This is a genomic window from Priestia sp. P5, assembly GCF_029522155.1.
Classification (GTDB): Bacteria; Bacillota; Bacilli; order Bacillales; family Bacillaceae_H; genus Priestia; species Priestia megaterium_E.
The window spans coordinates 60,411-81,279 of sequence record NZ_JAKWFJ010000004.1; the positions used below are offsets into that span (position 1 = coordinate 60,411).

A 20,869-nucleotide genomic window follows, 5' to 3' on the forward strand; every position below is an offset into this window, starting at 1 on the left:
AGGAGGTTAGTCCGGCTGTTGATTTGCTGAAAGAGGGAGGTGCAAGATAATGGCAGTGCCTTCGTGAAGAGTAGATCTTACCTCGATATGGCCTTTATGAAGTTCACAAATAGCTTTTGCGATGCTCATACCAAGTCCAGCGCCTTCTGTTTTTTCGGTTGTATTTGTGCCGCGGTAATAGCGGTCAAATAAATTTTTCTGCGTTTCTTCATCCATTCCAATTCCATCATCTTGAATCGTAATCAAGACGTGATCACTTTTTATTGCGGTCGAAATCGTAATGGTAGTGTTCTTAGGGTTATGTTTAATAGCATTAAAAATTAAATTATCAAGCATTCGTTCAAACCAGCGCGGATCAGCTTGAGTAAAAGGTTGAAGGTGAGCTGGCACATAAGAGAAGTGAACATTTTTAATGGTTCTATCGTTAACGAATTTTAAAACAATATGCTGAAGTAATTGATGAATATCCACTTTTTTTGTTTCTAAAACAACTACGTTATTTTTAAGCTTAAAGGCCAATGAAAAATCCTCTACAAGCTCCACCATGTATTCACTTTTATCACGCAGCGTTTGGCCAATTTCTTTTAACTCTTCTTCGTTCCAATTGTAATGGCCGCTTTCAAGCATATGGCCATATCCTTGAATTGTTGAAAGAGGTGTCCGCAAATCATGTGATATTCCCGTCATCCATTCTTCGCGAGTAGTTTCTAAATGCTTTCTTTCTTTTTCAGCTAAGCTAAGCTGCTCCGCCATCTCATAAAAAGCTGTGATTACTTCTGAATACAAACGATATTGTAAGCGTACCTTTCCATTCTTTCGAAAGACGCGCTTCCGCTCTTTTTCTGTTAGCACTTCTGAATAGTTTCCGCTTCCCATGCGCCCGAGCCAGCTGGTGAAGAGAAGTAAGGGGCCACCGTAGCGAAAAGCGTTCCAGATGGAGAAAGTGATAGTGGCTATAAGAACAGAAACAGCTACGATAATGGAGATCATCCAAGCTGTTCGAATAATAGATTCATCGGTTATACTGTGGTAATTATTGGGAGTGTAAAAAATCCATGAAATTTTCTTCTTCGAGTCATGAAATACAGTAGCTGTTGAATCATATTTATCTTGTTCAATTTTTCGGGAAATAATTTCTAAAGGATCGTAGCGTTTTTTTTCTTTAGGCATTCTAATGGAAGCTAAGATATCACCTTTATCATTTAAAATTTGAAGCGAAGCATTTTTTTCTTTTAACGCTTTTTTGATAAGAGGTATATCACTTTTTGGAGGCACGCCTTCTTTATTATAGTTAGCATACATAGCATATAGCTGGTTTTTTAAATCACTTTTATAGCCCAAAATATAATAAGTAGGTGTAGTCAAAAAGGTATCAAGTTCTGTTACTACACTATAGCCTCTAAATTTCTTGGTTTTATCCATTTCTAATAATTCGGAAAGACCGTATTGGTGGGGCAAGTCTTTTGGTGAGTTAATTTCTCCAATTACTTTTCCTTGTTTGTTCAGCACTTGATACCATAGTCCTTCTTGTTTAAGCTGTTTCGCTAAATCTTCTGAAACGTTCGCTTTCCCGTTTTTAACCGTTGTGTCCGTAGTTAATACGCTAAGTGACCCAGAGGGCAAGTCTCTTTTGATATCTTGTTTTGTAAGGTAATAGCCTAGAAATATTAAAGCGCAAAAAAGAATGCAGCAAACACATGCAATAACTGTAATAAACTGAAATGAAAAATGAAAGGTCAACCTTCTTTTAATTGATTTCATAGCGCTTTTCCGTTCACTAATTTATACCCAAGCCCTCGTACCGTAACTAAATGTTTTGGGTTGCTAGGATTATCTTCAATTCGTTCTCTAATTCTTCGAATATGCACGGTTACTGTATTATCGTCTACAAACTGATTATATCCCCAGACGGCTTCAAGAAGCTGTGATTTAGAAAGAACAATATTCATATTTTTACAAAAGTGAAGAAGCAATAAAAACACTTGTGCGGGGCAAGAAACCGTTTGACCGTCCACAATGAGTTCTCCTGCCGATTCATCTATAGTAAAACGATCAAACTCATAGCGATTTGACGATTGTGGTTCTGTTCTTATAGAAGTTCCTTCAGTCAGCGCTTGCTTTCTGCGCAGTCGTGCTTTAATTCGTGCCGCAATTTCTAAAGGATTAAACGGCTTAGTTACGTAGTCGTCTCCTCCCATGGCGAAACCCGTTAGTACGTCCAGATCGGATACTTTGGCTGTTATGAATAAAATATACGCGTTTGAGAGCTCACGAATTTTAGGACAGATATCAAATCCGCTTTGATCCGGAAGCATTACGTCCAACAAAATAATATCAATTGTTTGATTATGTAAAACATCCAGCGCTTCTTGAGCGGTGTGAGCTTTATAAATTTGGTTGAATCCTTCTTTTTTTAATACTGTCTCCAGCATTTTGACGATGGCAATTTCATCATCAACTAGCAATATAGACGCATCTTCCAACGTAAATCACCTCTGTTTCATTTCATACGTATTCGATTTTAGCATAAGAACATTACGAAAAGATTAACAAAAATGGAAAATGTTAAGGAAAAGATAATCTCCTGGTTATTTTCTTGAAAACTTCATTTCATATACTAAATGCACAGACACATAGTAAAGGAGTTAAAAGGATGAGTAATGATTTTAGGCGGGTTAAAGTAATTGATAGTATGAGAGGATTCAGCTTGTTTGGTATTTTACTAGCGAATATGCTGATTTTTCAATATGGCATTTACGGAAAGGATATGATTCATCTCTTCTCGCTATCACCAAGTGATTCAGCAGCCTATGTCTTTTTAAAAGTCGCGGTAGAGGAAAGTTTTATGCCGATTTTCACCTTTTTATTCGGCTATTCAATGGTGAAGATGAAAGAAAGCTTAGAAAAAAGGAAGCTAGGCGTAAAAAGGCATTTCTTTCGCCGTTTTCTTCTACTTCTAGGGTTTGGCTTACTGCATGGAGTGTTTTTATGGGAAGGAGATATTCTTACGTTTTACGGAATGATGGGAGTATTTTTACTACTTTTCTTTTTAAACCGTAAAGCCAAAACGCTATTGGTGTGGGCATCGATTTTGCTGGTCCTTACAGGAGCAGCTGGATACGGTTCATTAAACGATAATATGTACCTTCTTAGCGATAAACAAACGCTTACGACATATGTAAAAGATACGATTCATGTGTACGGAAGCGGAACTTATGAACAAATTAAAGACCACCGTAACAATGTTGATCCGATGAATATGGCAGGATATAAATTTGCTTTTGTCTTCTTGTTTACACCATTTATAATGGGCGCTTTGTTTTTATTTGGTATGTATGCAGGAAAGAAAAAGTGGTTTTACGACGTTTCAGCTAATCAAAAACAGTATGGCCGTTGGGCGGCTGCGCTGATTCCGCTTGGCTTGCTGTTAAAAGGAACTATGTACCTGTGGCCGGATGCTAATTGGGCTGGTTCTACACATATGTTAGGTGGGAGTCTTCTATCTCTTGGTTATATTGCAGGCTTTGCTTGGCTATATGCGAAATACGAGAAGTCATTTTTGATAAAGGCTTTTGAAAGTGTAGGCAGGATATCGCTTAGTAATTATTTAATGCAAACGGTCATATGCACGACGATTTTTTACGGTTATGGATTAGGTTATTTCGAAAAGCTCGGCATGATTGCAGGGATTTTTGTCTGCATAGGTATTTACGGAATTCAGCTTATCGGCAGCTATATGTACGTGCAAAAATTTCAAACTGGACCGGTGGAAAAGCTACTGCGTATATGGACAAATTTTTCTTGGAGTGGAAAGCCCAAAGAAAAAAAAGCTTTACCGGCGGAAGTAAATCATCCTTTTGTTGGATGATAGCAGTCAAACTTATTTAAAAGGAGATTTTGGAAATGTGGGCTATTAGTGTAAAAGAGTTTCAAAGCTTATTTAAAAGTATTAAATCAATTATCGTTATTTTAATCGTATGCGGTGCTTCCTATGGAATAGCCCATATAGTTAGTCAACTTGGAGGTCAACTGACGAGTGCACAGATTCAAGATGGAGCCAACGGGGGAATTTTGGTGATGCTTCTCGGGTTTGGACCTTTATTTATTTCAAGTCTTTCTCATAATGTTATTAATCAAGAAATTAAAACAAGAACAGCAAGGTTTTTAGTTACCAAAACATCAAGAGAGCGCATTGTACTAGGAAAATTCTTAGGTGTTTGCTGTTTCTGGCTTGTTTGTATCTCTATTTCATTTCTACTGATTGCGTTTATTTCGCATCATTTTTCTTTTTATATATTTTTAGAGTGCCTGCTATTCACCGTTTGTATCATTTCATTTGTTTTAATGCTTTCAGCTTTAATGCCAAGCCCAACTCATACTATGTTTTTATCAATTATGTTATCGCTTGTTCTACCGGTACTGAGCGTGTGGAGCATATTTTCATCAAAAGCGTACATTGCATGGTTTAAGTATGTGACACCTTACTACTATTTAAAGCTGGAGAAAGGGTATCTAACAGTTCTTCTTGTTTTTGCAGCACTTTGTTTATGCACGGCACTTTGGAGTTTTAAAAGGAGAGAAGTATAATATGTATGCCATTGAAACAAGTAAATTAACTAAAAAATATGGATCTAAAACAGTTGTTAACGGTATTAATTTACAGGTACCACAAGGAGAAATTTACGGGTTTTTAGGAAGAAACGGAGCAGGGGAGTCTACCTTTATTAATATGCTTACCGGCGTTTCATTTCCTTCAGCAGGAGAATTTACGCTGCTGGGACAGAGTGATATTGATTTAGAGCTTCAGCAGAAAATAGGCGTTCTTCCTGACTATGCTAACTTTTATGATGAGATGACAGCGCTCAATCATTTGCGCTATTTTTTAAAGATAAACGGCCATCGTTTTTCGAAAGAACACTGTAGTAATGTACTGAAGAAAGTAGGATTAGAAGGACATGAGCATCAGAAAGTTGGAAAGTTTTCATTTGGAATGAAAAAGAAGTTAGGAATTGCTCAAGCAATTGTGACAGACCCAGATCTTATCTTTTTAGATGAACCAACTTCTGGAGTAGATATTGAATCTGCTCTCCACATTCATGAACTAATAAGAGAACTCCAAAATCAAGGCAAGACAATTTTTATGACGTCTCATAATTTAAATGAAGTTGAGAAGATTTGTACACGTGTAGCGATTATGAAAAATGGGGTCATTTTAACAGAAGGTACAATGGAAGAGCTGCGCTTTCAATATCAAGCGAAAAAAACGGTGATGATCAAACATGATCCTTATCCAAACAGTCGCAAAGAATACATTCAACAGTTTTTCCGTACGTTGAGTCCCGAAGTTGAATACCATCACATGTACACAAAAGTGATGCTTCAAAAAGAAAGAAATATTCCTCTTATTATTCGTGAATTGATTCAATGCGGCATCGACATTTATCAAGTTCACGTCGAAGAACCTTCTTTAGAAGAAATCTTTTTGCAAAAAAATATTGTGGATCACTCACAGGTGAGTTAATGAGCGACAGTCTGTTGATTTACTACTCAGCCTGACTACATTATCTATAAATACCAGTTAGGAAGCTTCTGACAAAAACATGTTCATTTTCCCAAGAAACTGATAAGATAGCTAATGACATTTAAAAATAAGAAAGGATTTCGATTATGTTATCAGCTATTAATTCAGTAGACTATACCATTTTCCATGCGGTGAATCAGTACGCCTCGCATGTGAAGTTTGTAGATTCGCTGATGGTATTCTTTGCAGATTATGCCCAGTATGTACTTATTGTTTTACTCGGCTTGTTTTTACTTATTAATAAAAACGGCAGCCGTGTTGTAGCATTTCAAGCTTTATGTGCTTGTGCCACAGGAGTCATTATCAATAAAGTGATTAGTTTATTTGCTTATCGAGATCGTCCGTTTATCTCTCACCACGTGAATCAGCTTATTGATCACGCCGCAAATTCTTCATTTCCAAGCGATCATGCTACATCTGCATTAGTTATCACTTTTACCATTTGGCTGCATTTCAAACGTTCAGGGCGCATGTGGGTTGTCATGGGCGTACTCATTGCCTTTTCACGCGTATGGGTTGGCGTTCATTATCCATTTGATGTGTTAACAGGAGCCGTTTTAGGCTGCGTGCTGGCGCTGTTTATTCATTATGTTATTTTTAATACGAAACTGATGAGGGCTATTACCAACTTGTCTATTTTTCGAAAATCAGCTTATGACGAACAGTCTCAATATTATTAAGAAAAAGTCGCAAATACGCGGCTTTTTTTATTGGGAAATTTTTAATGTATTCAATACTTGTTTTTTAAAATTAAATTGTGTACAATTAAATTACAGAAACGATAAATAAAAATTTTTAATAAAGTTAATGAAAAAGAGGAGAGGTTTATACATGAAAGCTTTATATGAAACAACAGTCGTTAACACAGGTGGAAGAACAGGAGAAGTTCACTCTTTAGATAACATCTTTAACTTAGACGTTGCAACACCTCCAGCGCTTGGTGGAGAAGCAACAACAGCAACAAACCCAGAGCAGCTATTTGCAGCTGGATACAGTGCTTGTTTCAACAGCGCGTTAGAATTTATGTTGAAAAAACATAACGTAGAAATCAAAAGCAGTGAAGTAAAAGCTACTGTTCAGCTGCTTCCTGATAAAGCTGATCAAGGAGTGAAAATTGGAGTAGCGCTTGAAGCTCATATCGAAGGCTTAGATTTAGAAACAGCTAAAAAATATGTAGACCTAGCCCATTCATACTGCCCGTATTCAAAAGCAATCAGCGGCAACGTAGACGTAACGGTAGAAGTAGTTTAATTGCTTTAAAAAGCCCTGCTAAGCATGTAAAGCTTAGCAGGGCTTTTTTATTTGAATTTTCTCTATTCATTTGTAAGAAGTACTAGTATAATGAGGAAGAAAATGAATCATTCGCACAGTTTAGGTGCTCTTACATAGCGTAAGAGGTAACAGGGAATCGAGTGCAAATCTCGAGCGGTCCAGCCACTGTAAGCAGGGAGTTTTCTATCTTATCGTCACTCAAAACGGGGAAGGCGGTAGAAAATGATGATCTCAAGCCAGGAGACCTACCTATTCTGTACACTTGACTCTTCTAGGAAAGAGGCGGTGTATCAAGGTACGCAGTGAGCAATTGCTGTTTATTTTCATATGCCGACACATCCTCAATTTCTATAGAATTGAGGCTTTTTTACGTTTTATTTTAAAAAAAGGAGTGTAGGAAATGGAAGGTTTATCAGTTTTTTTACTTGTCTTTTTATTAGGAATCAGGCACGGATTGGATGCAGATCACTTAGCTTTTATTGACGGCCAGACTCGATATAATTGGCGAATGGGCAGCCGTTTTGCCCCTTGGGTCGGAACGCTGTTTTCACTAGGTCACGGAGGAATGGTGGCCGTCACGGCCGGAGTGCTGGGCGTGGTGATGAAAAATTTTACGTTTCCATCATATTTCGATCATTTTGCATCTTGGGTATCCATTATCTCTCTATTTCTGATTGGGACATTAAACACATATCATTTGCTTCGAACTAAAAATAAAGAAGAAGATTTTCAGCTGAGCGGATTAAAAGGGAAGTTTATTCCGAAAATCGCAAAAGGAACAACGAATCCTTTTTTAATTATTCTTGTAGGGGCATTGTTCGCTTTAGCAGCCGAAACGGTCAGTCAAACGGCGGTGTGGTCTCTAGCCGTAGGGAACGCAGGCAAGTATACGCCGCTTTTGTTGGGACTAGTATTTATGTTTGGTATGATGCTCACAGATACAATCGATTCGATGATTGTACATAAAATGGTGAATGAATCGAGCAAATTTGGACAATCTGCTTCCCGCTTGATGGGCTGGGTTATTGTTGTCCTCGCGTATGGTGTGTCGTTCTATTTAGCATTCACTTTCTTTAACCCATGGGCCGAAGTAAACTTTGAAATGGTTGGCGTTATTCTGTTTATTTTTTTAGTGTCTATGTTTGTTTTTGTGAGTGTGAAGTCAAAAGGGAAAAATATTAAAATAAATGTCAATTAGTCAAACGAAAGCTTTAATCTGTTGAAGATTGAAGCTTTTTTGTATGAATTTGTTGAAGTTTATGGCTATTTTCGGTCGGTTATGAATAAGTTAAAGTATTATCTGTATTTAAAGGATGGAAAATTGTCTGAAAACCATTATAATTAAGGATAATTTAAGGTCGTTATGTGAAACGTAGAACATAGTTATACGTACGATAAATGAAAGCATTTAATGCAAGCAGCAGGGGTTGTTTGGAGGAGGAATTGATTTGAGTCAGGTAATGGTAGAACAAAGCGTGTTTAGTTATTTAAAAGAACACGAACGAGATATGCTTGAAGATTTAGTTGGATTTGTGAAAAAAGAATCACCGTCCTACAGTAAAGAGTTAGTAGATCAGTGTGGAATGTATTTAACGCAGCTGTTTCAAAAGCGGTTAGGGGTAGGGTACGAAATCATAGAAGAAAAAGAAGTAGGAAACCACTTGAAATTTACGATTGGAGAAGGAGAAAAGCAGCTTTTAATTATCGGTCATTTTGACACGGTATGGGAAAAGGGAAGGCTGAGTCTAAGAACAGAGGGAAACAAGCTGTACGGTCCGGGAATTTTAGACATGAAAGGCGGCATTATACAATCTATATGGGCGATTAAAGCGATTCAAGAGCTTGGCTTATCGCTGGATAAAAAAATTGTGTTTTTTTGCAATTCTGATGAAGAGATTGGGTCAATTTCTTCTAAAAAATACATTGAAGAAGAAGCACAAAGAAGTGAAGCAGTGCTAGTAGCGGAACCGGCGGTGGCGGGTTCAGGTGCGTTAAAAACGTCCCGCAAAGGAGCGGGGATCTTCACCGTAAAAGTATGGGGACGAGCAGCACATGCGGGTAATCACCACAAAGAAGGAATCAATGCGATTGAAGAGCTGGCGCGTCAAGTGATTTTCTTGCAGGGCTTAACAGATTATGAAAAAGGTACAACGGTGAACGTTGGGACATTTACGGGAGGCAGCGGTACAAATGTGGTGCCGGAATATGCAGAAGCGCACGTGGATTTACGTGTTTCTACAGAAGAAGAAGCAAAACGCATGACGGATATTATTTTGAATTTAACACCCATTTTAAAAGGAATTAAGCTCGAAGTAACGGGAGGCATGAATCGTCCTCCGATGGTCAAGTCTAAACAAACGGAAGAGTTATTTGAATGCGCTCAGTCAATCGCGGCCAAACTGGGTATGAAATTAGAAGAAGCAGCTGTTGGAGGCGGAAGTGATGGCAATTTTACAGCGGCCATTGGCGTTCCCACGTTGGATGGATTAGGAGCATGCGGAAAAGGAATACATGCGGAATATGAACATATTCAAATTGATACGTTGTCCGAGCGCTCTTCTTTATTTGCGAATTTGCTGCTGCAAATATAAAAAAAGCCCGCCTCAAACGGCGGGGACTAATCTGAAAGCTTATATTAGGAGAGTATAAGCTTTCTTTTTTATTTACTGCTTTCTTCTTGAAGAGAAAAGGCAGTTTCTTTCTTTTTGAACACCACTCCATCCAGAGCAAGAAACTGGCTTCCTGCAAGAAATAAGTGAGCAGACATGGCAATTAAGGCGATATCAAACTCAAACCCGCCAACAAATCCGCTTTTAAGCTTGGCTGTAAAAATAGCGCCAAGCATAACTGCCACAAATAAAGCAGCTACGACTCTTGTTGCTAGGCCAAGGATAATAAGAACCCCACCTACAAGTTCAATGGTTGCAACAATATATGCCATGAAACCAGGGATTCCTAAGCTATCGAAGAACCCTACTGTATTTTCAATCCCGCCTTGCCATTTTTGAAAGCCGTGCACTAAAAATGTAAAACCTAATACTAAACGAATAATAAGTGAACCAATTTCGACGTTTTTATTCACTTTACTTCCTCCTTTAAGTGTATTTGAAAAACACTACATTATGTAGTGTGAAAGCCCGAAAAAAAGAAATGTAGTAATTAAATCAGAAAGTCTTTCTTATTTGGATAATTTTACAACATTATGAACATCACACTACACATTGTAGTGTGATGTTTGTCCCCAGTCAAGTAAAAATATAAAATTAGACCATTTGGCATACCAAAATTTTCTGAAGGACACTTGAAAAATCCTTTAATTATGTGCAATTTAGTCCCTTATTTTCAATCTTATTCTCCAACATGCTATACTGATGGCGGAGGTGTTACGATGCGTTTAGAAAATAAAAGGATTATTGCGCTTGTTAGTGCAGACTTTGAAGATCTAGAACTATGGTATCCAGTGATGCGTCTTCGAGAAGAAGGAGCAGAAGTACATTTAGTTGGAGAAAAAGCAAACGAAACGTACATGGGGAAATACGGTGTTCCAGCCGTATCGGACTACGCGTTTAAAGATGTTGATCCAGCTGAATATGACGCTATTCTAGTACCTGGGGGCTGGGCGCCGGATAAACTGCGCCGCTACCCTGAAGTAATTGAAATGGTTCGTCATATGGATGAACAGCAAAAGCCAATCGGCCAAATCTGCCATGCAGGATGGGTATTAATCTCTGCAAAAATCTTAGATGGCCGAAACGTAACAAGTACGCCAGGAATCAAAGATGATATGGAAAATGCGGGAGCTATTTGGCATGATGAAGCAGTCGTAATCGACGGCCACATCATTTCAAGCCGCCGTCCGCCAGACCTTCCTCCTTATGCAAAAGCATTTGCTGATGTACTAGCAGAGCAATAAGAAAAAGCCGAAACCAGTGTGGTTTCGGCTTTTTTGTCAGATCCGCTAAAAAAGAAATGATAAAGTAAATAAAAAACCATCATTAAAAAAGCGAGCAGATGCATCTGCTCGCTTTTGTTCGTGTTTCTTATCAGTAACTTGCTTTTGCAAGTGTAAAAACAAAATGATTACTTTCTTTATAAAATCCATGATTACGGTTTTTGTATGTTTCGTTGTTGTTAGGGCACAATTAGCATTGATTGTGCTTGCATGGATTTCATCCATTGCCGCGGTTTGTTTTTCCACATGATCGATTAACCTAAACGACGCAAGCCCTACCTCTCTTGCATCCTTACGGCTCCGAAGCCGATCCAGTGTGAATAAGTTTTGTTCAAAGACATGTGTCGAATGCCAGTATTTTTACCTTGCATTGTACGATACATCCTTTCAAGTTACTTTCACTATGTCCAGCTCTTAAAGAAAAGCCGGAAATCTAAATATAACACCTCAGTTGATCTATGTCAAATAGAAAATTAATGTTTTCACGTGAAACAATTTCAGTGAAAACATGGTTAAGTAAAGGGATATCTTTTTGATATGGAAGAGTTTTTTGATACGATAAGCTAGAGGAATCCTAGAGGAGGATTAAAGATGAACAAAAATGAACAGTTTCGACATGACGTATTGAGCAGTGTAGAAGCATTAACATATGAACAATTAAATCAGCAGCCAGCGTCTAATACATGGAGCATTATGCAAGTATTAGAACATTTATATTTAATGGAGCGCATGATTGTTTCACGTGTGAAAGATCACTTAGAAAACGGTGTAGATCAGCCGACTGAAGATAAGCCGTTTCATTTAGCGGTAGACCGTTCGAGAAAAGTAGATGCACCGGCTCAAGTTACGCCTTCTAATGAAAAGCAGACATTAGAAGAAATGAAAAGTAAGCTGGCAGAATCAAGAGCGGCTTTAATAGAGTTAGAAGAAACAGCTAGTGAAGACAATCTAAAGCAAAAATCGTTTCCACACCCTGTATTTGGTTTAATGGATTTAAAGCAATGGATTGACTTTATTGGCTATCACGAAAAGCGTCATCAAGAACAAATAGAAGAAATCAAAACGGCAATTGGTGCATAAAAAAACAGGCAGTCCGCCTGTTTTTTTATTTTTGGACCAAAATAGGATAGTCCGACATCATCCAAATACCAACACTGTACGTTTGGGGATTATGGTTCCCCACGGTAGAACCTGTTTGAATCGTAAACGAGAGTTGCAGAGGGTCTTGATCGTAATAAATCATTTGCTTGGTGGAAGGGGAATAAAGGCGCTTCGGAGGGATTTTAGGAACCGTATCCGTCGTGTTAACAAAACAGCGGCTATTTGAAACAAGATTTGTGTATGTTTGAACGAATTGAGGATCACCTACTCGAGGAGCTCCGTAGTTGTACATTGTAACTTCCGGAAAAGATGCGTTTGTGGCAACATCTAAGGCATGAAGAGCAGCGAGTGCACCACCTAGGCTATGCCCCGTTATATAAAGTGGCTTGGGGGTGAGGGATTGATACGTTTCAAAAATTTCATCACGGCATGATTCGTAAACGGCTAAAAAACCTTCGTGGACAAGACCCGCTTGTTGATTGTATGGATAAGGGCGCTGCTTAATGCGAGCATCAGCAATCCAGTCTGCCTCAGATTGAGTTCCTCGAAAGGCAATCACAATGGCTTCATCAGATTCTAAAATAAAACCAAACCATTCTTGCACCCCTACGGCAGAAGCTTTAAACGATTTAATAAGCCGGTAGCCTTCAGGTACATCAAATGTGCCTCCCTGTGCGTATTGCTTATAAGCTAAGACGCACGCATAAAGAAGGTCTAGAGCTAAAGGACGATCAAATAAAGGCTCTATTCTCATCATTGTTTTTCACACCTTCTAATAGAAAATAACTCCTATAGCCTATGTTCTCTTGAGAAGAAAGGTGCAGATATCTCTCTTTTGAAAGCGATAATCACGAAATGTAAACGTTTTATCATTGGATGTTTTTGAGGATTTTATAATTTTTTTGTGTATTTTAACTAAAAATTATTTTTAATTTATGGTTTTATTGTTAAAATTTATAATTTAACTTATAATTTAAAATAGTCTGAATGAAAAAAATAAGGGGGTTATCGTTTGGAGCAATTTGTAACGAGTTTGAATAATGTGCTATGGAGCACACCTGTTATTTATGGGTGTCTTGCGATTGGCCTGTTTTTCTCAATTTTAACGAGGTTTTTGCAGGTCAGACACTTAAAAGACATGGTCATGCTGATGTTTCAAGGTAAAAGCTCAGAAGCAGGAGTTTCTTCCTTCCAAGCATTGTCTTTAGCACTATCGGGACGAGTTGGAACAGGAAACATTGCTGGAGTTGCAACAGCCATCGCTTTTGGAGGTCCAGGAGCTGTATTTTGGATGTGGGCAGTTGCTTTTATTGGTGCTTCTAGTGCATTCATCGAATCAACACTTGCTCAAATTTATAAAGTTAAGCAAGATGGCCAATATCGAGGTGGTCCAGCGTACTACATTGAAAAAGGAACAGGGATGAAATGGTATGGCATTTTATTTGCTATTGCAGCACTTGTTGCGATGAGTATCTTAATGCCCGGTGTTCAATCTAACTCCATCGCGCTTGGCATCGACAATGCATTTGGTGTTAGTCCAACGGTTACAGCAGTGGGATTAGTTATTATTCTTGCTTTTATTATCTTTGGAGGCGTTAAGCGTATTGCAGGAGTGGCCCAATTCGTTGTCCCTTTTATGGCACTTGGGTATATTATTTTAGCTCTTATCATTATTGCCATGAATATTTCAGAGTTGCCGGGAGTTATTGCTCTTATTTTTAAAAGTGCTTTTGCATTAGATTCTGCTTTTGGAGGAATTGTTGGTTTAGCTGTTTCTTGGGGAGTTAAGCGCGGTATTTATTCAAACGAAGCAGGGCAAGGAACAGGTGCACACGCAGCAGCTGCAGCAGAAGTTTCACACCCAGCGAAACAAGGTCTTGTACAAGCTTTTTCGGTTTATATTGATACACTATTCGTTTGTTCAGCAACAGCGTTTATGATTTTATTCACAGGCATGTACAATACGGAAGGACCAGGCGGTTCATTTATTATTTCAAATTTACCTGGTGTAGAAGCAGGACCTGGATTTACACAAGCTGCTATTGAAACAGTGTTGCCGGGGTTCGGAGCTGGCTTTGTGGCAGTTGCCCTATTCTTTTTCGCGTTTACAACGATCATGGCTTATTATTACATTGCTGAAACAAATATTGCTTACCTAACTCGCGGAAAGAACGGAAAGTGGGCTATGTTTGCATTAAAGCTTGTCCTTCTAGGAGCTACGTTCTACGGCTCAGTTAAACAAGCATCACTAGCTTGGGCGTTAGGAGATGTCGGGCTTGGTATCATGGTATGGCTAAATTTAATTGCTATCTTAATTTTAGCTAAGCCTGCGTTAGTTGCATTAAAAGACTATGAAGCTCAGAAAAAACAAGGGGTAGACCCTGTGTTTGATCCTGTTAAGCTGGGAATTAAAAATGCAGACTACTGGGAGAAAGAATATAAGAAAGATGAGTCACAAGTTTCGTAAACAAGAAAATCCTCACATATGTGAGGATTTTTTTATGAAGAAAGTGAGACAGATGAGTTATTTAAGTTATATCGATCCTTCAAACAATGAATACGGTGTAGTTCTTCAAGCAGCTGATGAATTGCAAGCAGTTCGTACAGCATTGTTGTTTCTGTTGAAAAAGGGTGATCCCTTCTGTTTTCTTCCTGCTTATGTGCCCAAAACCTTTGTTTTAAAGTCAAAACAAGCGTTTGATGGTGCAAAGAGCTTTTATATTGTTCATTTTGTAAGACGTTATGAAAGGAAGTGAAAGTATCCCATATTACTTGATGTCTTGCACTTTGCAGCTGATGAGCAGGCAAATAAATTAAATTACCAATATGGTAGACAAGCTGCCTCATAAGGGAAAGTTTCTTATATTCATAGTGGAACTTTCTCATAGCTGTACGAGTGAAATGATGAAACTTCCATTCTTTTCGCTGATACTCACAAAGCGTCTCAATTTTTTCAATTTCAGCGGAAAGCTGCTGAAATTGAAGCCTTGTTTGTTTATGACAAGCATGTACTTGGGAAAGTTCGCTTCCTCTTTGCTGTAAAACGCTGCTCATTTGTTTTGAGAGATTTTGAATTTTCCTCGTAATAATCGGTGTATAATTAGGAGGAAGAACGATGATATTCACAAGTGAAGAAGTAAGCAGCCCAATACTGGTGGTCGCTAAGCGAATTAAAAACGAGATGAAATAATGATCGTGCACAATCGTCAGCATGGCCACTCCTGTTAGCGTGGCAACGAGTGTTCCTGCATGCAAACGCAATTTAGAACAGGATATAATAGTAGCAACAGCAACAAGCATATAGGTAAGCGGCGTAACTCCTAATAGAAATGTGTAAAGCATGGCAAAAGCAGCTCCGATTGCTGAAGCAGGAAAGCGTATAAACGCTTTTTTAATAGAATCGGCAGCGGTTGGTTCAATCGTAACAATAGCTGTAATAACAGCGAGCATATACGGCCAGCCAATGGACTGACAAATGAGCGCAGTTAAAAAAACGGCAATGCCTGTTTTAATAATACGACCGCCTAAAAAATTGAATTTTTTTATGTTAATCATTATGCATACCTTCTTTAAAACAGTTAGTAATTTAATTATAAGGCATATTAAGGTGATAGGAAAACCTGTCTTAAAAACTAGCTTTTAAAAAACGAATAAATATACTATAATTTGTTTAAATATTTAAAAGAGGAGTAGGACTAATGAAACAATTAATAAATGAAACAATTAATAAATTACAGGATACATTTTATGACGTAAGCAAATATATTGGGCAAAACCCTGAGCTTGGTCACGAAGAATTCAAAGCGTGCAAAGCATTAACCGATGTTTTAAAAGAACAAGGGTTCACAGTTGAAATTGGTACATGTGACTTACCAACGGCTTTTACTGCTGTTTATGACAGTCAAAAGCCAGGTCCATCGATTGGATTTATGGCTGAGTACGATGCTTTGCCGGATCTCGGACATGCATGCGGACATAACTTAATTGGAACCATGTCCATTGCCGCTGGTATTGGTCTTAGTAAAGCAGTTGCAGAAACAGGCGGTAAAGTATATGTATACGGCACGCCTGCAGAGGAAACACGAGGCGGCAAAGTAACGATGGCTGAGCAAGGCATTTTTAATCATTTAGACGTAGCTATGATGGTGCATCCTTATTACTGCCACCAAAAAAGCGGACGTTCTCTTGCGATGGATGCCATTCAGTTTGAGTTCTTCGGAAAATCCGCGCACGCAGCTGCTGCTCCCCATGAAGGAATCAACGCGTTAGACGGCGTATTACAAACGTTCAACAGCATTAATGCGCTTCGCCAGCATGTGAAGCCGGATGTACGTATCCATGGAGTCATTACAGAGGGTGGCAAGGCCGCCAACGTTGTACCGGATTATGCAGTAGCACAATTTTATGTCCGCGCTTCAACTCGTGCATATGTAGATGAAGTAACAGATAAGGTGAAGGCATGTGCCAACGGTGCAGCTTTAGCCACGGGCACAAAATTAAAAATCTCAAACTATGAGTTTTCTTATGATGATATGCAAACGAATCAAACATTATCCGATGTCTATACAAGTAATCTCATCTCATTAGGCGTGAGCGAACAAAGCATTACAGAAGACCAAGGCGATCATGGATCTTTAGATATGGGGAATGTAAGTCAGGTTGTTCCGGCTATTCATCCGTATATTCAAATTTGTGATGATTATTTTGTTTGTCATACGCACGAATTTAGAGAAGCAGCTTTAAGTGAGCAAGGAAGAGAAGCAATGATACTGGGGGCACAAACAATGGCATTAACAGGGTATAACGTATTAACAAATCAAGCGCTGCTCCAAAAAATCAAAGAAGAATTTAATGCTACAAAGTAAGAGATAATGATAAAACCATACTAAATAATACGCTTGCGACTGCAAGCGTATTATTTAGTATGAGAAGTGGGACTGAATGGTTCGGAAAATTTGACCGTGGCGCTGTTCATCGCTCGCAGCTCGAACAATGCGGCTTTGAATTCGAGCATTTGTGATTCTTCTAGCGATTGATTGATAAAATGGAACGGTTTCTACTTCATCTTTAATGGATTCAGAGACCCCTTCTTGAAAAGTATTTGGCAGTTTTATGTTTAATGAAATCTGCGGGTAGCTGCCTGATAAATCATAATAGGCTTTAGAAAACCAGTCAAAGTGTTTAATTTCATCCTGCCGAATACCTAGTATAGCTTGTTGAAATTGATTATTAGGAGCCAGCTCCGCTAAGCGTGTATAGTAGTGAATAGCGGAAAACTCATCGTTTACAGCTTTGTTTATATCTCTTAGAAGCTGTTCATCTAGTCTTGTATCATCTTCCCAATATTCTTCATGCCGGGAGTAAAATTCATACATATGGATATACCTCCTCACCGTTTTGTTCTCTTGTCGTCAACATCATCGTATGTATAGACAAGAAAAGACGTACATTAAAAGAAAAAAGTTTAACAAAATGGTAAAAAGGGTATGTGCAGAGAATAGTATCAAAAAAGACAGAGGTTATCTTATGATTAAAATTGTAGCTAAAACCAAAGAAGGAGCTATTAAAGAAATAGAAATGAATGAGATTCGTTCAAGCCATGACTTTCAATGGTATTGGGTTGATTTTTACAATCCCACCGAGGAAGAAAAAAAGCAGCTTGAACAATTTAATTTTCATCCTTTAGCAGTTGAGGACTGTTTAAATCAAGGTCAGCGGGCTAAATTTGAGTTGTATGATGAGCATTATTTTTTAGTCTATTATGCCCTTCATAAAGAAGAGCTTGAGCACTTAGAAGTATCTGCGTTTGTAGGAGATAACTTTTTAGTCACTTACCATATGGATAAGCTAACGAGCGTGGCTAGGGTGTGGGAGCTTATCAAAAAAGACCCTGAGGCTACCGAAGATGGAACATGGGATATCATGTATGAACTCTTAGATCATACCGTTGATGAATACTTCCCTGTGCTTTATAAATTTGAAGATCATATTGACGACATTGAAGACAATGCAAAAGACGAACCTATGGATGAATTAATGAGGCAGCTTTATGACATCCGAAGTGATTTGTCACGAATGCGCCGCATTTTAAACCCCATGAGAGATTTAATGTATCGTATTATGTCAACTAATGCGTTAAAAGCAAAAGAGCAGGTTCGCTATTTTAATGATATTTATGATCACTTATTAAATATGATTGAAATTATGCAAGCAAGCAGGGATTTGTCAAATGATATTCGAGAAAGTTTTATGTCCATTAACTCGGATCGTATGAATTCAATCATGTTTACGCTCACGCTTATGTCAGCTATTTTCTTACCGTTGACGTTTATTGCTGGCCTCTATGGCATGAACTTTTCATATATGCCGGAACTGACAGGGAAATATAATTATTTTATTGTACTGGGCATTATGATTGGGCTTGTAGGCGTAATGGTCTTTGCCTTTTATAAAATGGGATGGTTCAAATATCGAAAAGGACCTAAACTATAAAGTAGATTGTTAACCTTCCTGTATAAATGTTAATCAACTCAGTAAAAATGAAATTAAATAAGCGAAGATCTTATCTGACTCTAGATAAGATCTTTTTCTTGTGCTATAAACAAGAAAAGCAGGGAAGCGAGGGAAGAATGTGAAACACGGAAGAATGGGGCTGCGAAGCATCACGGTGCTGCTTGTATGCATGGTGGTGATTCTATCGCTATTGTTAACGGATTTATTAGTTAGCAGTTCAATTGGAAAAAATATTCGGGATCAACAGGCTGAAAAAGCGCGGACTATTGCTACGATTATTTCAGAATCAACGAACGTGAAAGAAGGACTAGAGACAAAAACCCCTCAGTCAATTCAAGAATTTACTAAACGAATTCGTGAAAAATCAAGCGTCTTGTTTATCGTTGTTATGGATATGAATGGAATTCGCCAATCTCACCCAGATCCTAAAAAGATAGGAAAGAGATTTGCCGGAGGCGATGAGCAAAAATCATTGCACGGGAAATCTTATGTATCTGTATCAAAAGGAACGCTTGATAAATCTCTGCGCGCTTTTGCACCTATTTATAATGAAAAAAATCAGCAAATTGGCGCAGTAGCTGTGGGGATTTCTTTGAATAATGTAAATGAAGCAATTAGAGATGGGCATCGTCGAATTGTTTTAGGTTCATTAATTGGTTTACTTGTAGGCGTTCTTGGTGCTATTTTATTAGCGAATTACATAAAGAAAATTTTATTTGGCTTGGAACCTTCTGAAATTGCTAAAATTCTAGAAGAGAGAAGCACCATGCTGCAGTCGGTTCGTGAAGGAGTGATAGCTGTTGATAAAGAAGGTAATATTACACTTGCTAATCGTTCTGCACGCCGCTTATTTGTCAAAGCAGGGTTAGCAGCAGAGCCAATCGGTTTGTCTATTCGAGAATATATGCCCACCTCCAGGTTGGACGACGTTTTGTCTACGGGGGAATCTCATTATGATGAAGAGCAAGTCATAAATGGAGTAGCCATTGTGGTTAATAGGGTTCCGCTAGTAGTAAACGAAGAGATTGTAGGGGCACTTTCTACGTTTCGGGATAAAACAGAAGTTAATATCTTAGCAGAACAGCTAACAGGTGTTAAAATGTATGTGGAAGCGCTTCGAGCACAATCGCATGAATTTATGAATAAACTTCATGTGATTTTAGGAATGGTGCAGATGAATTATTATGATGAGCTAAAAACGTATATTCATCAGCTTGTTAATCACCGTGTCGATGAATCTAGTTCAGTGACTAAATCTATTAAAGATCATGCGTTGGCAGGGTTCCTCATGGGCAAAATGAGTTATGCTAGAGAGGAAAGCGTAGAACTGACGTTTTCCGCTGATGAAGTTATTCCAGAACCTTCAGATCCACACGTTACTCATCATCTCATTACCATTATTGGAAATTTAATTGATAATGCAATTGATTCAGTTTGTCATCAAGCCTCTAAAAAAGTGTCCGTTATGCTTGTGTATAAAAACAATAAACTTACGATTCAAGTCACGGATACAGGCTGCGGCATTCCTTCCGATACAATGAATCAGATTTTCAAGAAAGGCTTTTCTACAAAAGGAACGAGCAGAGGGTTTGGGTTGCATTTAGTGAAGCAAACGATTGATGAACTAGGTGGCCAAATCGTTATTGACTCATTTATAAATAGCGGTACCACATTCTATATTGATATTCCGTACGAAACAAGGAGAGATCAAGTTGATTAAAGTATTAATTGTTGAAGATGACCCAATGGTTGCTCAGTTTAATCAAAAGTACATTGAAGAGATAGAGGGGTTTACAGTGGTCGCTGTTGCTCATTCGGGTCATGAAGCCTTGGTGAAGGTAAATGAATATCAAGTGGATTTAGTGCTGCTTGATATCTTTATGCCTGGGCAAAATGGTTTGAAAGTTTTACAAGAGATTCGAACAAAACAAGAGGAAATAGATGTCATTTTTATAACCGCTGCTTCGGATGCCCAAACGATTCAGCAAGCTTTACGCTACGGAGCGATTGATTATTTGATTAAGCCTTTTACATTTGAACGCTTTTATCAAGCACTTTCGGCTTACAAACAAACATTTCGTACGTTAAAACAGCAACCTCAGCTTAATCAACAGGAATTGGACGGGCTGTTGTCTAATAAAAAAATAAAAGAGGTTCCGGTAGAGCCGTTGCCTAAGGGTTTAACGACTGGAACATTAGAAGTTATCGTAGAAGCCATTGAGCATCTTAAAGATGACCCTTTTTCGACCGATGATGTAGCTGAAAAAACGGGAATTTCAAGAGTGTCTATTCGGAAATATTTAAAATTTCTAACAGATATAGGTCTTCTTGGAGAAAGAATGACTTACGGCACAATAGGACGTCCTGTGTATGCGTACTTATACAATGAACAAAACCGTCACTTGCTGCATCACTACCTCGTTGACTTTGAAAAATAAAGAGATTGACCT

Annotated in this window: 21 protein-coding genes and 1 riboswitch; of the genes, 14 read left to right on the plus strand and 7 right to left on the minus strand. The window is 38.3% G+C overall.

Features of this window, described 5'->3' with window-relative positions:
* Positions 1-6: 6 nt before the first annotated feature.
* Entirely contained in the window at positions 7-1,761 is a 1,755-nt protein-coding gene (locus MMB69_RS23670; RefSeq protein ID WP_221785258.1) for a sensor histidine kinase, read from the minus strand.
* Positions 1,758-2,483 carry a response regulator transcription factor gene (locus tag MMB69_RS23675; RefSeq protein WP_221785259.1) on the minus strand — a complete coding sequence of 242 codons (726 nt, stop codon included), beginning with the start codon at positions 2,481-2,483 and terminating at the stop codon, positions 1,758-1,760. The genes MMB69_RS23670 and MMB69_RS23675 overlap by 4 nt, the downstream gene beginning before the upstream one ends.
* Positions 2,484-2,653: 170 nt before the next feature.
* On the opposite strand from MMB69_RS23675, the gene MMB69_RS23680 reads away from it, so the two are divergent.
* The 7 genes from MMB69_RS23680 to MMB69_RS23710 all read left to right on the plus strand — a co-directional run bounded on the left by MMB69_RS23680 (position 2,654) and on the right by MMB69_RS23710 (position 9,444).
* The gene (locus MMB69_RS23680; protein WP_221785260.1) at positions 2,654-3,868 is read left to right on the plus strand and encodes a DUF418 domain-containing protein; all 1,215 of its coding nucleotides are present in this window, start codon (positions 2,654-2,656) and stop codon (positions 3,866-3,868) included.
* Positions 3,869-3,903: 35 nt separating this feature from the next.
* Positions 3,904-4,587: an ABC transporter permease gene (locus tag MMB69_RS23685; protein WP_221785261.1), complete on the plus strand. Its 684-nt coding sequence runs from the start codon at positions 3,904-3,906 to the stop codon at positions 4,585-4,587.
* A gap of 1 nt (position 4,588) precedes the next feature.
* Complete coding sequence (locus tag MMB69_RS23690) at positions 4,589-5,521, plus strand: ABC transporter ATP-binding protein (protein WP_277448509.1); 933 nt, start codon at positions 4,589-4,591, stop codon at positions 5,519-5,521.
* Positions 5,522-5,667: 146 nt separating this feature from the next.
* Positions 5,668-6,261, plus strand: a complete 594-nt coding sequence (locus MMB69_RS23695) for an undecaprenyl-diphosphatase (RefSeq protein WP_025752866.1) — start codon at positions 5,668-5,670, stop codon at positions 6,259-6,261.
* Between the two features lie 151 nt (positions 6,262-6,412).
* Entirely contained in the window at positions 6,413-6,832 is a 420-nt protein-coding gene (locus tag MMB69_RS23700; protein WP_013055083.1) for an organic hydroperoxide resistance protein, read from the plus strand.
* 105 nt (positions 6,833-6,937) lie between these two features.
* Positions 6,938-7,120: riboswitch (cobalamin riboswitch) on the plus strand.
* Positions 7,121-7,253: 133 nt separating this feature from the next.
* Positions 7,254-8,051, plus strand: coding sequence for a HoxN/HupN/NixA family nickel/cobalt transporter (locus tag MMB69_RS23705; RefSeq protein WP_264408789.1), 798 nt, complete (start codon positions 7,254-7,256; stop codon positions 8,049-8,051).
* A gap of 229 nt (positions 8,052-8,280) precedes the next feature.
* Positions 8,281-9,444, plus strand: a complete 1,164-nt coding sequence (locus MMB69_RS23710; RefSeq protein ID WP_264408790.1) for a M20 family metallopeptidase — start codon at positions 8,281-8,283, stop codon at positions 9,442-9,444.
* Between the two features lie 68 nt (positions 9,445-9,512).
* Here MMB69_RS23710 and MMB69_RS23715 read toward each other — a convergent pair whose 3' ends face one another.
* Positions 9,513-9,935, minus strand: coding sequence for a DoxX family protein (locus MMB69_RS23715; protein WP_045292014.1), 423 nt, complete (start codon positions 9,933-9,935; stop codon positions 9,513-9,515).
* A gap of 306 nt (positions 9,936-10,241) precedes the next feature.
* On the opposite strand from MMB69_RS23715, the gene MMB69_RS23720 reads away from it, so the two are divergent.
* Positions 10,242-10,766 carry a type 1 glutamine amidotransferase domain-containing protein gene (locus MMB69_RS23720; protein WP_264408791.1) on the plus strand — a complete coding sequence of 175 codons (525 nt, stop codon included), beginning with the start codon at positions 10,242-10,244 and terminating at the stop codon, positions 10,764-10,766.
* Between the two features lie 45 nt (positions 10,767-10,811).
* On the opposite strand, the gene MMB69_RS23725 is transcribed toward MMB69_RS23720, so the two are convergent.
* The gene (locus tag MMB69_RS23725; RefSeq protein ID WP_013055088.1) at positions 10,812-11,051 is read right to left on the minus strand and encodes a hypothetical protein; all 240 of its coding nucleotides are present in this window, start codon (positions 11,049-11,051) and stop codon (positions 10,812-10,814) included.
* A gap of 345 nt (positions 11,052-11,396) precedes the next feature.
* Between MMB69_RS23725 and MMB69_RS23730 the strand changes: the two genes are divergently transcribed.
* Positions 11,397-11,885 carry a DinB family protein gene (locus MMB69_RS23730; protein WP_221785265.1) on the plus strand — a complete coding sequence of 163 codons (489 nt, stop codon included), beginning with the start codon at positions 11,397-11,399 and terminating at the stop codon, positions 11,883-11,885.
* Between the two features lie 25 nt (positions 11,886-11,910).
* On the opposite strand, the gene MMB69_RS23735 is transcribed toward MMB69_RS23730, so the two are convergent.
* Complete coding sequence (locus tag MMB69_RS23735; protein WP_221785266.1) at positions 11,911-12,663, minus strand: lipase family protein; 753 nt, start codon at positions 12,661-12,663, stop codon at positions 11,911-11,913.
* A 255-nt stretch (positions 12,664-12,918) separates the two neighbouring features.
* Here MMB69_RS23735 and MMB69_RS23740 point away from each other — a divergent pair, with 255 nt between their 5' ends.
* A complete protein-coding gene (locus tag MMB69_RS23740) occupies positions 12,919-14,373 on the plus strand; it encodes an alanine/glycine:cation symporter family protein (protein WP_063248473.1) in 1,455 nt (484 codons plus the stop codon).
* A 32-nt stretch (positions 14,374-14,405) separates the two neighbouring features.
* On the opposite strand, the gene MMB69_RS23745 is transcribed toward MMB69_RS23740, so the two are convergent.
* Positions 14,406-15,461 (minus strand): aromatic acid exporter family protein, encoded by a 1,056-nt coding sequence (locus MMB69_RS23745; RefSeq protein WP_277448511.1) that lies wholly within the window; start codon positions 15,459-15,461, stop codon positions 14,406-14,408.
* Between the two features lie 143 nt (positions 15,462-15,604).
* On the opposite strand from MMB69_RS23745, the gene MMB69_RS23750 reads away from it, so the two are divergent.
* Positions 15,605-16,771: a M20 family metallopeptidase gene (locus MMB69_RS23750; protein ID WP_269871731.1), complete on the plus strand. Its 1,167-nt coding sequence runs from the start codon at positions 15,605-15,607 to the stop codon at positions 16,769-16,771.
* Positions 16,772-16,825: 54 nt separating this feature from the next.
* Here MMB69_RS23750 and MMB69_RS23755 read toward each other — a convergent pair whose 3' ends face one another.
* The gene (locus MMB69_RS23755) at positions 16,826-17,281 is read right to left on the minus strand and encodes a ferritin-like domain-containing protein (RefSeq protein ID WP_025752836.1); all 456 of its coding nucleotides are present in this window, start codon (positions 17,279-17,281) and stop codon (positions 16,826-16,828) included.
* Between the two features lie 151 nt (positions 17,282-17,432).
* Here MMB69_RS23755 and corA point away from each other — a divergent pair, with 151 nt between their 5' ends.
* The 3 genes from corA (at position 17,433) to MMB69_RS23770 (ending at position 20,857) form a co-directional block, all read left to right on the plus strand.
* Positions 17,433-18,398: a magnesium/cobalt transporter CorA gene (corA, locus tag MMB69_RS23760; protein ID WP_013055095.1), complete on the plus strand. Its 966-nt coding sequence runs from the start codon at positions 17,433-17,435 to the stop codon at positions 18,396-18,398.
* Between the two features lie 154 nt (positions 18,399-18,552).
* The gene (gene dcuS, locus MMB69_RS23765; protein WP_221785276.1) at positions 18,553-20,139 is read left to right on the plus strand and encodes a DcuS/MalK family sensor histidine kinase; all 1,587 of its coding nucleotides are present in this window, start codon (positions 18,553-18,555) and stop codon (positions 20,137-20,139) included.
* On the plus strand, positions 20,132-20,857 hold the full coding sequence (locus MMB69_RS23770; protein ID WP_221785269.1) for a response regulator: 726 nt from the start codon (positions 20,132-20,134) through the stop codon (positions 20,855-20,857). The genes dcuS and MMB69_RS23770 overlap by 8 nt, the downstream gene beginning before the upstream one ends.
* Positions 20,858-20,869 lie beyond the last annotated feature (12 nt).

Excerpts from the sequence above, each read along its gene's own strand:
- MMB69_RS23680 (WP_221785260.1), top strand. The coding sequence starts at position 2,654 with ATGAGTAATGATTTTAGGCGGGTTAAAGTAATTGATAGTATGAGAGGA.
- corA (WP_013055095.1), top strand. The coding sequence starts at position 17,433 with ATGATTAAAATTGTAGCTAAAACCAAAGAAGGAGCTATTAAAGAAATA.
- MMB69_RS23750 (WP_269871731.1), top strand. The coding sequence starts at position 15,605 with ATGAAACAATTAATAAATGAAACAATTAATAAATTACAGGATACATTT.
- MMB69_RS23700 (WP_013055083.1), top strand. The coding sequence starts at position 6,413 with ATGAAAGCTTTATATGAAACAACAGTCGTTAACACAGGTGGAAGAACA.
- MMB69_RS23705 (WP_264408789.1), top strand. The coding sequence starts at position 7,254 with ATGGAAGGTTTATCAGTTTTTTTACTTGTCTTTTTATTAGGAATCAGG.
- MMB69_RS23720 (WP_264408791.1), top strand. The coding sequence starts at position 10,242 with ATGCGTTTAGAAAATAAAAGGATTATTGCGCTTGTTAGTGCAGACTTT.
- MMB69_RS23735 (WP_221785266.1), bottom strand. The coding sequence starts at position 12,663 with ATGATGAGAATAGAGCCTTTATTTGATCGTCCTTTAGCTCTAGACCTT.
- MMB69_RS23685 (WP_221785261.1), top strand. The coding sequence starts at position 3,904 with ATGTGGGCTATTAGTGTAAAAGAGTTTCAAAGCTTATTTAAAAGTATT.
- MMB69_RS23745 (WP_277448511.1), bottom strand. The coding sequence starts at position 15,461 with ATGATTAACATAAAAAAATTCAATTTTTTAGGCGGTCGTATTATTAAA.
- MMB69_RS23755 (WP_025752836.1), bottom strand. The coding sequence starts at position 17,281 with ATGTATGAATTTTACTCCCGGCATGAAGAATATTGGGAAGATGATACA.
- MMB69_RS23670 (WP_221785258.1), bottom strand. The coding sequence starts at position 1,761 with ATGAAATCAATTAAAAGAAGGTTGACCTTTCATTTTTCATTTCAGTTT.
- MMB69_RS23690 (WP_277448509.1), top strand. The coding sequence starts at position 4,589 with ATGTATGCCATTGAAACAAGTAAATTAACTAAAAAATATGGATCTAAA.
- MMB69_RS23695 (WP_025752866.1), top strand. The coding sequence starts at position 5,668 with ATGTTATCAGCTATTAATTCAGTAGACTATACCATTTTCCATGCGGTG.
- dcuS (WP_221785276.1), top strand. The coding sequence starts at position 18,553 with ATGGGGCTGCGAAGCATCACGGTGCTGCTTGTATGCATGGTGGTGATT.
- MMB69_RS23730 (WP_221785265.1), top strand. The coding sequence starts at position 11,397 with ATGAACAAAAATGAACAGTTTCGACATGACGTATTGAGCAGTGTAGAA.